Raw genomic sequence first — 13,027 nt, forward strand, 5'->3', positions numbered from 1 at the left:
GTTAGCCGGCCTTTTTCTGGCTGGCCTGATCGCCGCCTGAGGAGTCGCCCTTGGGCGCTTCGATCTTTTGCGCGGTGTTCTCGGGGACCGGCTTCACACTCTGGTTCGGCGCGATCTTCGACAGCCCTTGCGTGACGATCCGGTCGCCGGAGTTGAGACCCTCCGTCACGACCCAGAACGCACCCTGGGTGCGGTCCGCCTTGATCTTCTTCTGCACCGCCTTGTTGTTCGCATCGACGACATAGACCGTCGCATTGCCCTTGGCATCGCGCGACACGCCCGCCTGCGGCACGAGGAAGGCGCGCTGGTTGATCGACTGCGCGAACTTGGCCTGGACGAACATGCCGGGCAGCAGCAGCCCTTGCGGATTGGGGAAGCGCGCGCGCAGCGTCACGGTGCCGGTCTCGGTGTTGACCAGCGCCTCGGCGAACTCGACCGAGCCGGTCGCGCCGTACTCGCTGCCGTCCTCGAGCGTCAGGCGGACTTCGGCGCGGGTCGCGACGATGCCGTTCTGGCCGAGCGAGCGACGCAGCGCGAGCAGGTCGCCGGAGGACTGCTGGATGTCGACGAACATCGGATCGAGCCGCTGGATCTGCGCGAGCGGATCGGTCTGCGTGGCGGAGACGAGCGCACCGACGGTGAACAGCGAGCGGCCGATCCGCCCGGTGATCGGCGCGGGGACGGTGGTGAACTTCAGGTTGATCCGCGCGGTCTCGAGCGCGGCGCGCGTCTGCGCGACCGAGGCGGTGGCCTGGCGCGAGGTGGCGACCGCGTTGGTGTAATCCTGCTTGCTGATCGCCTCCATCTCGGCGAGCGGCTTGTAGCGATCCGCGAGCACCTTCTGCGCCTGCTGGTTCGCCTGCGCGCTCTGCAGATTGGCCTGCGCCTCGTTGGCGGCGGCGCGGTAGAGGCGCTGGTCGATCTCGTAGAGCGGCTGCCCCTTCTTCACGAGCGTGCCCTCGGTGAAATAGCGGCGGCGGATGATGCCGGTGACCTGCGGGCGGACGTCCGAGCTCTCGAACGCGGTCGTGCGGCCGCTCAGCTCGGTGGTCATCGCGACGCTGGTCGGCTGGACGACGACATAGCCGACGGTCGGCGTGCCCTGGCCCGGTTGCCCGCCCTTGCCCTTGCCTTGTGCCTTGTCACCGCCGCCGCCGGAACAGGCGGCGAGCGCCAGCGCGGGGACGAGCAGAACGGCGGACCGTCGCGCAGAAAATCGTTTGGCTATCAAGTTGGGCATCCGCGATCAGGTGTTGGTCGGGCTAAACCACGAGGATGTACCAGAAGTATGTCAGTTGAAAAGCGGGCGCGAGAAATAGGGAAGAAAGAGTAACCTGCTTTGTCGGGCGGGGGTGTTTTGGAGAGTGCTCGCTGAACGTAAGAGAGTGTTTCCCCGCGAAGGCGGGGACCCAGACTGGGCTCCCGCCTTCGCGGGAGTCCAGTGGCGCGTCCGCACCAGTACAGCACCACCCCGGCGGAGGCCGGGGTCCAAATGGCAAGGTCGTAGTAACGGCGGACTGCGCTCCGTCAGCGACGTCCTCCAATTGGGCCCCGGCCTTCGCCGGGGTGGTGCTTCGCCCCCGGGGCCCGCAAACTAAATCCTCTGGCATGTGTTGAAGCGTGATGCCGGAACGTGCCCGGCATGACGGATTGGGGGGCGCTATGATCGATGACGACAAGAAAGCCGCGGCGGTCGCGGCGGTGGCGGAGGTGGCGGACGGGATGCTCGTCGGCCTTGGCACCGGGTCGACCGCGGCGTTCGCGATCCGGGCGCTTGGCGAGCGGGTTGCTGCGGGTTTGACCGTTCGCGCGGTCGTCACCTCGGACGCCAGCGGCACGCTCGCGCGCGACGTGGGAATCGACGTCCTCGACTTTGCCGATATCGCTGCGGTCGACCTGACGATCGACGGCGCGGACGAGATCGACGCGCGGTGCTTCGCGATCAAGGGCGCGGGCGGTGCGATGCTGCGCGAGAAGATCGTCGCCGCAAGCTCGGCACGGATGATCGTGATCGCCGATGGCTCCAAGCAGGTCGACCGGATCGGCGCGGCCAAGCTTCCGGTCGAGGTGCTGCCGTTCGCCATAACCTATGTGATGCGCGTGCTGACCGAGCTCGGGGCCGCACCGGTGATGCGCGACAACTACCGGACCGATCAGGGCAATCTCGTCGTCGACTGTCACTTCGCCACGCTCGAAGACCCCCGCGCGACCGCCGCGCTGCTCGCCGCCATCCCCGGCATTCTCGGCCACGGGCTGTTCCTCGACGAGGTCGATGCGGCATATATTGCAACGAATGGCGTCGTTACGCGACTGGAACGGGCGGGTGCATCTGCCTAAAGGCACCCTATGTTGGCAACCAGATCGGATGCGCGGCGTTCGGTCACCGTCTAGAGCGAGGCTTTCTTCCATGACCGATACCGCAACCGTCGCCCCCAAGGCGGACCCCATGCTGCACGAGGACGGTTCGCCCGAGCGCCTCGCGATCGATACGATCCGCACCTTGTCGATGGACGCGGTGCAGAAGGCCAATTCGGGCCATCCCGGCACGCCGATGGCGCTGGCCCCGGTCGGCTACACGCTCTGGTCGAAGTTTCTGCGCTACGATCCCAAGCACGCCGACTGGCCCAACCGCGACCGGTTCGTTCTGTCGGTCGGGCATGCGTCGATGCTGCTCTATTCGCTGATCCACCTCGCCAAGATCGAAGAGATCGACGCCGACGGCAACAAGACCGGCAAGGAGGCCGTCAGCCTTGCGGACATCGAGCAGTTCCGCCAGCTGTCGTCGAAGACCCCGGGCCACCCCGAATATCGCCACACGACGGGTGTCGAGACCACGACGGGGCCGCTCGGCCAGGGTTGCGGCAATTCGGTTGGCATGGCGATCGCCGAGCGCTGGCTCGCCGCGCGTTACAACAAGGACGGCTTCACGCTGTTCGATCATGACGTCTACACGCTGTGCGGCGATGGCGACATGATGGAGGGCGTGTCTGCCGAGGCCGCGAGCATGGCGGGCCATCTGAAGCTCAGCAACCTGTGCTGGATCTACGACAGCAACCATATCTCGATTGAGGGCGCGACCGATCTCGCGTTCGACGAGGATGTCGGTCTGCGCTTCGACGCCTATGGCTGGAATGTCATCCATATCGACGACGCGAACGACACGGCCGCGCTTGCCCGCGCGATCGAGACGTTCAAGTCGACCACCGACAAGCCTACCTTCATCGTCGTGCATTCGGTGATCGGCTACGGCAGCCCAAAGGCGGGCAGCGAGAAGGCCCACGGCGAGCCGCTCGGCGACGAGAATATCCGCCTCACCAAGCAGGCCTATGGCTGGCCCGAGGACAAGTCCTTCTACGTGCCGGACGGCGTGATCGAGCATTTCAACGGTGCGATCGCGGATCGTGGCGCGAAGCTGCGGGACGAGTGGGTCGCGCTGACCGACAAGTATCGGACGGAGCATCCCGAGTTGTCCGCTGAGCTCGACCTGCTGCTCAAGGACGAGCTGCCCGAGGGCTGGGATGCGGATATTCCGGTGTTCGAGGCGGACCCCAAGGGGCTCGCCAGCCGCGATTCGGGCGGCAAGGTGCTCAACGCCATTGCAGCCAAGGTGCCTTGGCTGATCGGTGGTTCGGCCGATCTCGCGCCCTCGACCAAGACCGACATCAAGGGTCAGCCCTCGTTCGAGGCGGACAATTACGGCGGCCGGAACTTCCATTTCGGCATTCGCGAACATGGCATGGGCGCGATCGTCAATGGCATGGCGCTATCGCATCTGCGCTCCTACGGCTCCACCTTCCTGGTGTTCGTCGATTACATGCGCGCACCGGTGCGGCTGTCGGCGATCATGGAGGTCGGTGCGGTATGGGTGTTCACGCACGACTCGATCGGTGTCGGCGAGGACGGCCCGACGCACCAGCCGATCGAGCACCTCGCCACGCTGCGCGCGGTACCGGGTCTCGATACGCTGCGTCCCGGTGATGCGAACGAGGTTGCTGCGGCCTGGAAGGCGGTTCTCAAGGACGCCAGCACGCCGGCCGCGCTGATCCTCTCGCGCCAGGCGCTGCCGACGCTGGATCGGACCAAATATGCGAGCGCCGACGGCGTCGAGCAGGGCGGCTATGTCCTCGCAGACTCAGACGGCACGCCAGACGTGATCCTGATCGCGACCGGCAGCGAAGTATCGCTGGCGATCGACGCGCATGAGAAGCTGAGCGCGGACGGCGTGAAGAGCCGCGTCGTGTCGATGCCGAGCTGGCATCGCTACGAGCTGCAGGACGCGGCGTACAAGGAAAGCGTGCTGCCGCGGGCCGTGCGGGCGCGCGTTGCGATCGAGATGGCCGGGTCGATCGGTTGGGACCGCTATGTCGGGCTCGACGGCGCGACCGTGACGATGTCGACCTTCGGTGCCTCGGCACCGCTCGCCAAACTGCAGGACAAGTTCGGGTTCACCGTCGACAATGTCGTCAAGGTTGCCCGCCAGGTTATGGAGACCAAGTGATGGGTGCGCTCAACGATCTCGAAGGCTTCGGCCAGGCGGTATGGCTCGATTTCGTCGACCGGAAGTTCCTGGAGGCCGGTGGCCTTCAGAAGCTGGTCGACGAGGATGGCCTTACCGGTGTCACGTCGAACCCGTCGATCTTCGAAAAGGCGATGGGGCATGGCGAGGCGTATGACTCGACACTCGCCAAGTTCGACAAGGAGAACCCCGGCGCCGCGACGATCGACCGGTACGAGCATCTTGCGATCCAGGACATCAAGGCGGCGGCGGATACGCTGAAGCCAGTCTATGACAAGCTCGATGCGAAGGACGGCTATGTCAGCCTCGAAGTGTCGCCGTATATCTCGGACGACACCGACGCGACGATCGCCGAGGCAAAGAAGCTGTGGGGGATGGTCGACCGGCCGAACCTGATGATCAAGATCCCGGGCACGCTCGCGGGCGGCCCGGCGATCTCGACCGCGATCTCGGAAGGGATCAACGTCAACGTGACGCTGCTGTTCTCGATCGAGGCGTATGTGCGCGTCGCCGAGGCCTATGCCGCGGGGCTCGAGAAGCGCGTCGCCGAGGGTAAGCCGATCGACCGGATCGCCAGCGTCGCGAGCTTCTTCGTCAGCCGGATCGATTCGACGATCGACAAGGCGATCGATGCACGGCTCGAAAAGGGCGATGCCGAGGCGGAGGCCTTGAAGGCGGTGCGCGGCAAGGTCGCGATCGCCAATGCGAAGATGGCGTATCAATGGTATCTCGACTTCCTCAAGTCTGACCGCTGGCAGGCACTCGCCGCCAAGGGCGCGCAGCCGCAGCGCCTGCTTTGGGCGTCGACCGGCGTGAAGGATCCGAGCTATCCCGACACGCTGTATATCGACACGCTGATCGGCAAGGATACGGTCAACACGATGCCGCCCAAGACGATGGACGCGTTCCGCGACCACGGTACCGCGGCGGAGACGATCACGCAGGACGTCGAAGGCGCCAAGCACGTGCTGGCAGAAGCCGAACGGCTGGGTCTCGACCTCAACGGCGTGACCGGCAAGCTGGTCGAAGAGGGCGTCGCTTCGTTCGTGAAGGCGTTCGACGACCTGCTCGGCGCGATCGCGAAGAAGCAGCCCGCGACGGCGTGAACTTCTACTCCCTCTCCCCGTTGGGGAGAGGGTCGGGGTGAGGGGCTGCCAAGAGCGCCTCCGCCCGGAACTGCCCCTCACCCCGACCCTCTCCCCGGAGGGGAGAGGGAGAAGATAAGGAATTCACATGAAGATCGGACTGATCGGCCTTGGCCGGATGGGCGGCAATATCGCGCGCCGGTTGATGAAGAACGGCCACGCGGTCGTCGCCTATGATCGCGATGCGGAGGCGGTGAAGAAGCTTGCCGCCGACGGCGCGGAAGGCGCGGACTCGCTCGACGATATGCACGCCAAGCTCGACAGCCCGGCGATCTGGTGGGTGATGGTGCCCGCGGGCGAGCCGACCGAGCAGACCGTCCAGGCGATCGCCGAGAAGGCGTCCGCCGGCGACATCATCATCGATGGCGGCAACAGCTTCTACAAGGACGACGTCCGCCGCGCGAAGGAACTCGCCGAAAAGGGCATCCGCTATGTCGACGTCGGGACGTCGGGTGGCGTCTGGGGCCTCGAGCGCGGCTATTGCATGATGATCGGCGGCGAGACGGACACGGTCGACTATCTCGATCCGATCTTCGACACGCTGGCGCCGGGCATGGGCGAGATCGTCCGCACGCCGGGCCGCATCGAGGGACAGGCCGATCCGCGTGCCGAGAAGGGCTATATCCATGCCGGCCCTCCGGGTGCCGGGCACTTCGTCAAGATGGTGCATAACGGCATCGAATATGGCCTGATGCAGGCCTATGCCGAGGGCTTCGACATCCTCAAGGGCAAGTCGGGCGAGCATGTCGTCGAGGACCAGCGCTTCGACATCAACCTGACCGACGTCGCCGAAGTGTGGCGTCGTGGCAGCGTGATCTCGTCGTGGCTGCTCGATCTGTCGGCGATCGCGCTGGCGAAGGACGGGACGCTCGAAGGGTTCAGCGGCAGCGTCGCGGACTCGGGCGAGGGCCAGTGGACGATCGACGCGGCGATGGAGGAGAAGGTGCCGGCCAACGTGCTGAGCGCCGCACTCTACGCGCGCTATCGCAGCCGGGTGGACCACACGTTCGGCGACAAGCTGTTGTCGGCGATGCGCTTCGGCTTTGGCGGGCATGTCGAGATGCCCCAGTGAGCGGCGAAGTGAGCGGGGCAATCAAGCTCCTCGTCTCCGATGTCGACGGCACGCTCGTCGACAAGGAGAAGAAGGTCACGCCCGCGACCGTCGATGCGGTCAAGCGGCTCAAGGCGGCGGGCCTCGGCTTCACGATCATCAGCGCACGTCCGCGATCGGGGATGATGCCGATCGCCGAGCTGCTCGGCATCGACGAGCCGATGGGGGCCTTTAACGGCGGGATCGTGTTCAGGCGCGACGGCACCGTGATCGAGCACCACATGATCGACGTCGACGTCGTCCGCGGCGCGATGGAGATCGTCGGCGATGCGCCGGTCGATACGTGGTTTTTCGCCGACGACGTCTGGTATGCCAGCACCGACCAGGGTGGGCATGTCGGCAGCGAGCGCAAGGCGTCGGCGCAGGATCCGGTGATCGTCTCCGACTTCACCGATCTGCTCGCCAAGGCGGACAAGGTGACGTTCGTCAGCGACGACGAAGAGTTGCTGCGCGACCTGCATGCCAAGGTCGCGGCGAAGTTCGACACGCAGGCGACGATCGTCCAGAGCCAGACCTATTATCTCGATATCACGCCCGTTGCAGGCAACAAGGGTAGCGGGATCGAGGAACTGGCGGACGCGTTCGGCATCAGCTTGACGCAGACCGCGGCGATCGGCGATCAGGCGAACGACATCGCGATGCTCAAGCGCGCCAAGCTCGCGATCGCGATGGGCAATGCGCCGCAAAACGTCCGCGACGTTGTGCACGAAATTACATCCGCGAACGATGCCGACGGCGTCGCCCACGCGATCGATACCTTTATCCTGAATGGAGTTTCCGCATGAAAGAACTGGTTGCCTTCGACCTCGATGGAACGCTGGCCGAAAGCAAGCAGCCCTTGCAGGAGCCGATGGGCGAGGCGCTCGCGAACCTGCTCGACGTCGCGCATGTCGCGGTGATCTCGGGTGGCGACTGGCCGCAGTTCGAAAAGCAGGTCGCGAGCCGTCTGCCCGAGCGCGCCGACCGCACCAAGCTATGGCTGATGCCGACGACGGGCACCAAGCTGTACCGGTTCGACGATGAATGGCGTGCGGTCTATGCCGAGCTGTTCGAGGAGGAGGAAAAGCAGAAGATCTTCAAGGCGTTCGACGAATCGCTCGAGGCGACCGGATTCGTGCCCGAGCAGACCTGGGGCGAGCGGATCGAGGATCGTGGCAGCCAGATCACCTTCTCGGCGCTCGGCCAGGAAGCGCCGATCGATGCCAAGCACAGTTGGGATCCCGACTTCGCCAAGCGCAAGGTGATCCAGGCCGATCTGCGCCAGCGCCTGCCGGGGCTGTCGATCAACATGGGCGGCGCGACCTCGATCGACATTACTCGGGAAGGCGTCGACAAGGCGTATGGCCTCAAGAAGCTCAACGAAGCGAGCGGCATCGCGCTCGACAAGATGATGTTCATCGGCGACGCGATCTTCCCGGGTGGGAACGATTATCCGGCCGAGCAGCTTGGGCTCGACGTCGTCAAGGTCAAGAACGTCGATGGCACGCTCGCGGCGATCGCGGGGATCGTTGCGTGTCTGAAGTAATCTCGTGAGCGTCGCGTTTCGCCGGGAGAGCGACGAGGAACATCTCGAGCCGAAGTTCGAACAACCGATCGCGCCGGGACCCAATCTGGTCACGGCGCGTGGGTTGCGGCTGATCGGCGAGCGCGTGGTCGAGATCGAGGCGGCAGTTGCGGCGGAGACCGACGAGGAAGCTCGGAAGGTTTTGCTGCGCGACCTGCGCTATTGGCATACGCGCCAGACGACCGCGGAGATCGCGCCTTCGCCCGAGGAGGACGAGGTCGGGATCGGCTCACGAGTCCGGGTTCGCATGAACGGGGCCGAGCGGGTGATTGCGATCGTGGGTGGCGACGAGGCCGAGCCTGGCGAGGATCGGCTGGCGTTCTCGGCGCCCTTGGCCCGCGCGCTGATGGGCGCGGCCGTTGGCGAAAAGGTCGCGTTTGCGGACAAGGCGGACGCGATCGAGGTGCTCGCGATCGACAAGGATGAGAGCTGATGGCTGAAGCGAAATTCGAGCGGCATCGTCAGGCGTGGACGCAGGACGAGATCCAGAAGCTGCACACGCTCGCCAAGAAGGGCATGGCGCTGAAGGCGATCGCCAAGGCGCTGACCCGGAGCGAGGAATCGGTGAAGACCCGGGCGAAGGAAGATTCGCTCAATATCGCGAAGTTGCGGTAGGTTTGAGGGGCGAGAAGCTCTCTCCCCTCCGGGAAGAGGGTTGGGTGAGGGGCTGTCCCGGGCGGTGCGCTACTTGGCAGCCCCTCACCCCGACCCTCTCCCCGGAGGGGAGAGGGAGCAGAAGGGCGCTGCACGAGCCCTTCGGACCACTCCGGCTTTCGCCGGGGTGGTGTTTGGTTGAGAGCAGGCGCTACCCTAAATTCCCCTTCCGCTTGCGGGAGGGGCTAGGGGAGGGCAGTGCCGCATGTGCGCCGGGTCGGTCTCGGACGCGTTCCCTCCCCCGACCCCTCCCGCAAGCGGAAGGGGAGCTTTGGTGATCCAACTTGGCTACCTCCCCTGACTACGACGCGATCATCCTTGGCGCAGGTGCCGCTGGCCTCATGTGCGCCGCGGTTGCCGGGCAGCGCGGGCGGAAGATCCTGCTCGTCGATCATGCCGAGCAGGCGGGGAAGAAGATCCTCATCTCCGGGGGCGGGCGGTGCAATTTCACCAACGTGCATATCGCGGCGGATCGGTACCTCTCCGCCAATCCGCATTTCGCAAAGTCCGCGCTGGGCAGATACACCGCGCAGGATTTCATCGCGCTCGTCGACTCCTACGGGATCGCGTGGCACGAAAAGACGCTCGGGCAACTCTTCTGCGACGGGTCGGCGAAGCAGATCGTCGAGATGCTACTCGACGAATGCGACAAGGGGCGGGTCGATCTGTCGCTTGGCCGCGCGGTCACCGCGGTCGAGCATGCCGATGGCCGGTACCGGGTGTCGCTCGACGGGCGGGCCGTCACCGCGCCGGCGCTGGTCATCGCAACCGGCGGGCCATCGATCCCCAAGATGGGCGCGACCGGGTTTGCCTATGACCTCGCGCGGCAATTCGGGTTGAAGGTGGTCGAGCCGCGCCCCGCGCTGGTGCCGCTGACGTTGGGCGGTGACGAAATCCTGTTTCGCGAGCTTTCGGGGGTCGCAGCCGACGTCGTCGCGACCGCCGGCAAGACCAAGTTCCGCGAAGCGGCGCTGTTCACGCACCGTGGCCTGTCGGGCCCGGCGATCCTGCAGGCGTCATCCTATTGGCGCAACGGCCAGCCGATCGGGATCGACTTTCTCCCCGACCGCGACTCCGGCTGGCTGCCTGCCGCCAAGCGTACCACGCCGCGCACGACGCTGCGAAAACTGCTCGCAAACACGCTCCCGGACCGACTCGCGGAGACTTTGAGCGACCGATTGGGCATGGCAAACGAGATTTCCACGCTTACCGATCGCAAGCTCCAGGACGCCGAGCGCGCACTAAGCCATTGGCAATTCACGCCAAATGGCTCGGAGGGCTATGCCAAGGCCGAGGTCACCGCGGGCGGAATCAGCACCGCGGAGCTCTCCTCGCAAACAATGCAAGCCAAACGCGTACCAATGCTGTATGCAGTCGGCGAAGCGGTCGATGTCACAGGGTGGCTCGGCGGCTACAATTTCCAATGGGCATGGTCGAGCGGGTGGGCCGCGGGTCAAGTCCTGTAGGGACCACCACGCCAGTGCCTTGCCGTTGCGTAAGCCGGCCACCAAGTAGGACGTACATGCCTTTTACAAATATTCCATCGCTTCTTTCCGAGGCGCTCGCCGCGCGTGGCTATACCGCGCTCACCCCTGTGCAGGCGCACGTGATCGAGGACAATGCGATCGGTCGCGATCTCGTCGTGTCGGCGCAGACCGGCTCGGGCAAGACCGTCGCGTTCGGCCTGGCGATGGCCGGCGAGCTGCTCGGTGAAGCGGGTGAGGACGGCGTCCAGCGCCTGCCAGCTCCGCACAAGCCGCTCGTTCTCTGCATCGCGCCGACTCGCGAGCTCGCGCTTCAGGTCAGCCGCGAGCTGATGTGGCTCTATGCCAAGGCTGGCGCGCGCATCTCGACCTGCGTCGGCGGCATGGACGCCTCGAAGGAGCGTCGTAGCCTCGCCCACGGCGCGCATATCGTCGTCGGGACGCCTGGCCGTCTGCGCGACCATCTCGAGCGCGGCGCGCTCGACCTGTCGGCCTTGAAGGTCGCGGTGCTCGACGAGGCCGACGAGATGCTCGACATGGGCTTCCGCGAAGATCTCGAGCAGATCCTCGACGCGTCGCCCGAGCAGCGTCGTACCTTGCTGTTCTCGGCAACGATGCCGCGGCCGATCGTCGCGCTCGCCAAGCGCTACCAGAAGGACGCGCTGCGCATCTCGACCGTCGGCGAGGATCGCGGTCATGGCGACATCTCGTACCAGGCCGTCACGGTCTCGCCGTCCGAGATCGAGCATGCGGTGATCAACCTGCTGCGCTTCCACGAGGCGGAGACGGCGATGCTGTTCTGCGCGACTCGCGACAATGTGCGTCATCTGCATGCGAGCCTGGTCGAGCGTGGCTTTGCCGCAGTCGCATTGTCGGGCGAGCATTCGCAGAACGAGCGTAACGCCGCGCTTCAGGCATTGCGTGACCGCCGTGCGCGCGTCTGCGTCGCGACCGACGTTGCCGCACGCGGCATCGATCTGCCGACGCTGAGCCTCGTCGTGCACGTCGAGCTGCCGCGCGATGCCGAGACGCTCCAGCATCGCTCGGGTCGTACCGGTCGTGCGGGCAAGAAGGGCACCGCCGTCCTGATCGTCCCGTTCCCGCGTCGCCGTCGCGTCGAGATGATGCTCCGCGGTGCCAAGATCAACGCGGAGTGGGTCAACGCCCCGACCGCGGAGGACATCCGCAAGAACGACCATGAGCGGCTGATCGGCATGCTGTTGCAGCCGGTCGAGGTCGAGGAGGAGGATCGCGCGCTCGCCGTGCGCCTGATGGCCGAGAAGACGCCCGAGGATATCGCCGCGGCGCTGGTGCACATGCACCGCGCGACGATGCCGCAGGCCGAGGATTTGATCGATCAGAGCAAGCAGTCGGTCAGCGACGATCGGTCGCAGGGTCCGCGCGCGGGCTTTGAGGACACCGTCTGGTTCCGCATGGATATCGGCCGTCGCCAGAACGCCGATCCGCGCTGGATCCTGCCGCTGATCTGCCGTCGCGGGCACATCACCAAGTCCGAGATCGGTGCGATCCGCATCGGCCCGAACGAGACCGCGTTCGAGATTCCGCGCGCCGTTGCGTCGCGCTTCTCGGCGGCGATCCAGCGTACCGCGCAGCAGGGCGAAGAGGAGAGCGGCGTCGCGATCGAGGCGATGCAGGGCGCGCCCGAGAGCGGTGCGCGGCATGACGGCGGCGGCGGCGGTCGCAGCAATGCGGGCGGTTCGCGCTCGACGCTGCACCGGGCTGCACCGCGTGGCGGTCCGGCACCGGCGCGCAAGCCGCCGTATCGTGGGAATCGCGAGCGCAGCTGAGCCAGCTCGATCCTCCCCCGCAAGGGGGAGGTGTCGCCGAAGGTGACGGAGGGGGAGGACCCGGAACAAGCGTTTCGCTTACCTCCCCCTCCGTCAGGCTGCGCCTGCCACCTCCCCCTGGCGGGGGAGGATTGAGGGGTATCGGCTTTGCGGATTGCACTCGGTAACCCCAAACCCCGTCATCCTGACGAAAGTCAGGATCCAGAGTAACGAACGCCGTCCTGCTTGATCCTGGATCCTGACGTTCGTCAGGATGACGAGAGGCGTGAGATGACCATGACCGATACGCCATCCTCGCTCCGCATCCTCGTCGACGCCGACGCGTGTCCGGTGAAGGACGAGATCTACAAGGTCGCGTGGCGCCACGAGGTGCCCGTCACGATCGTGGCCAACAGCCATTTCCGCATCCCCGTCCACCCGCTGATCAGCCGCGTGGTCGTCAGCGACGGGTTCGACGCCGCCGACGACTGGATCGCCGAGCAAAGCGACGCGAAAGCGGTCGTGATCACCGCCGACATCCTGCTTGCCGATCGCTGCCTGAAGGCCGGCGCTACCGTGCTGGCGAACACCGGCAAGCCCTTCACCACCAGCTCGATCGGCGGCGCGATCGCGACGCGGGCGATCATGGCTGACTTGCGTGCTGGCGGCGACGTGATCGGCGGGCCGGCGCCATTTTCCAAGACCGATCGGTCGAGTTTCCTCTCCGCGCTCGACGCCGCGCTCGTCCGGTTGAAGCGCCGCTAAG

The 13,027-nt window shown here is 65.8% G+C and carries 12 protein-coding genes; 11 read left to right on the forward strand and 1 reads right to left on the reverse strand.

Features of this window, described 5'->3' with window-relative positions; all coding sequences use genetic code 11:
• Window position 1: 1 nt before the first annotated feature.
• Entirely contained in the window at window positions 2-1,240 is a 1,239-nt protein-coding gene (locus C8J26_RS03475; protein ID WP_107956710.1) for an efflux RND transporter periplasmic adaptor subunit, read from the reverse strand.
• 422 nt (window positions 1,241-1,662) lie between these two features.
• Here C8J26_RS03475 and rpiA point away from each other — a divergent pair, with 422 nt between their 5' ends.
• The 11 genes from rpiA (at window position 1,663) to C8J26_RS03535 (ending at window position 13,026) form a co-directional block, all read left to right on the forward strand.
• Complete coding sequence (gene rpiA, locus C8J26_RS03480; protein ID WP_107956711.1) at window positions 1,663-2,337, forward strand: ribose-5-phosphate isomerase RpiA; 675 nt, start codon at window positions 1,663-1,665, stop codon at window positions 2,335-2,337.
• 70 nt (window positions 2,338-2,407) lie between these two features.
• Window positions 2,408-4,498: a transketolase gene (gene tkt, locus C8J26_RS03485; RefSeq protein ID WP_244185137.1), complete on the forward strand. Its 2,091-nt coding sequence runs from the start codon at window positions 2,408-2,410 to the stop codon at window positions 4,496-4,498.
• Window positions 4,498-5,622: a transaldolase gene (gene tal, locus C8J26_RS03490; RefSeq protein WP_107956712.1), complete on the forward strand. Its 1,125-nt coding sequence runs from the start codon at window positions 4,498-4,500 to the stop codon at window positions 5,620-5,622. Before tkt ends, tal begins: the two co-directional genes overlap by 1 nt.
• A gap of 127 nt (window positions 5,623-5,749) precedes the next feature.
• Window positions 5,750-6,733 carry a phosphogluconate dehydrogenase (NAD(+)-dependent, decarboxylating) gene (gene gnd, locus C8J26_RS03495; RefSeq protein WP_107956713.1) on the forward strand — a complete coding sequence of 328 codons (984 nt, stop codon included), beginning with the start codon at window positions 5,750-5,752 and terminating at the stop codon, window positions 6,731-6,733.
• Between the two features lie 8 nt (window positions 6,734-6,741).
• A complete protein-coding gene (locus C8J26_RS03500; RefSeq protein ID WP_107957046.1) occupies window positions 6,742-7,557 on the forward strand; it encodes an HAD family hydrolase in 816 nt (271 codons plus the stop codon).
• On the forward strand, window positions 7,554-8,297 hold the full coding sequence (locus C8J26_RS03505) for an HAD-IIB family hydrolase (protein ID WP_107956714.1): 744 nt from the start codon (window positions 7,554-7,556) through the stop codon (window positions 8,295-8,297). Before C8J26_RS03500 ends, C8J26_RS03505 begins: the two co-directional genes overlap by 4 nt.
• 4 nt (window positions 8,298-8,301) lie before the next feature.
• Window positions 8,302-8,769, forward strand: a complete 468-nt coding sequence (locus tag C8J26_RS03510) for a GreA/GreB family elongation factor (RefSeq protein ID WP_107956715.1) — start codon at window positions 8,302-8,304, stop codon at window positions 8,767-8,769.
• Window positions 8,769-8,951 (forward strand): hypothetical protein, encoded by a 183-nt coding sequence (locus C8J26_RS03515; RefSeq protein WP_056412115.1) that lies wholly within the window; start codon window positions 8,769-8,771, stop codon window positions 8,949-8,951. The genes C8J26_RS03510 and C8J26_RS03515 overlap by 1 nt, the downstream gene beginning before the upstream one ends.
• A 323-nt stretch (window positions 8,952-9,274) precedes the next feature.
• The gene (locus C8J26_RS03525) at window positions 9,275-10,456 is read left to right on the forward strand and encodes a BaiN/RdsA family NAD(P)/FAD-dependent oxidoreductase (protein ID WP_107956717.1); all 1,182 of its coding nucleotides are present in this window, start codon (window positions 9,275-9,277) and stop codon (window positions 10,454-10,456) included.
• A gap of 56 nt (window positions 10,457-10,512) precedes the next feature.
• The gene (locus C8J26_RS03530) at window positions 10,513-12,282 is read left to right on the forward strand and encodes a DEAD/DEAH box helicase (protein WP_107956718.1); all 1,770 of its coding nucleotides are present in this window, start codon (window positions 10,513-10,515) and stop codon (window positions 12,280-12,282) included.
• A 276-nt stretch (window positions 12,283-12,558) separates the two neighbouring features.
• Window positions 12,559-13,026 carry a YaiI/YqxD family protein gene (locus C8J26_RS03535; protein WP_107957047.1) on the forward strand — a complete coding sequence of 156 codons (468 nt, stop codon included), beginning with the start codon at window positions 12,559-12,561 and terminating at the stop codon, window positions 13,024-13,026.
• Window position 13,027: the final 1 nt, after the last annotated feature.

Source organism: Sphingomonas aurantiaca (assembly GCF_003050705.1).
Lineage (GTDB): Bacteria > Pseudomonadota > Alphaproteobacteria > Sphingomonadales > Sphingomonadaceae > Sphingomonas > Sphingomonas aurantiaca.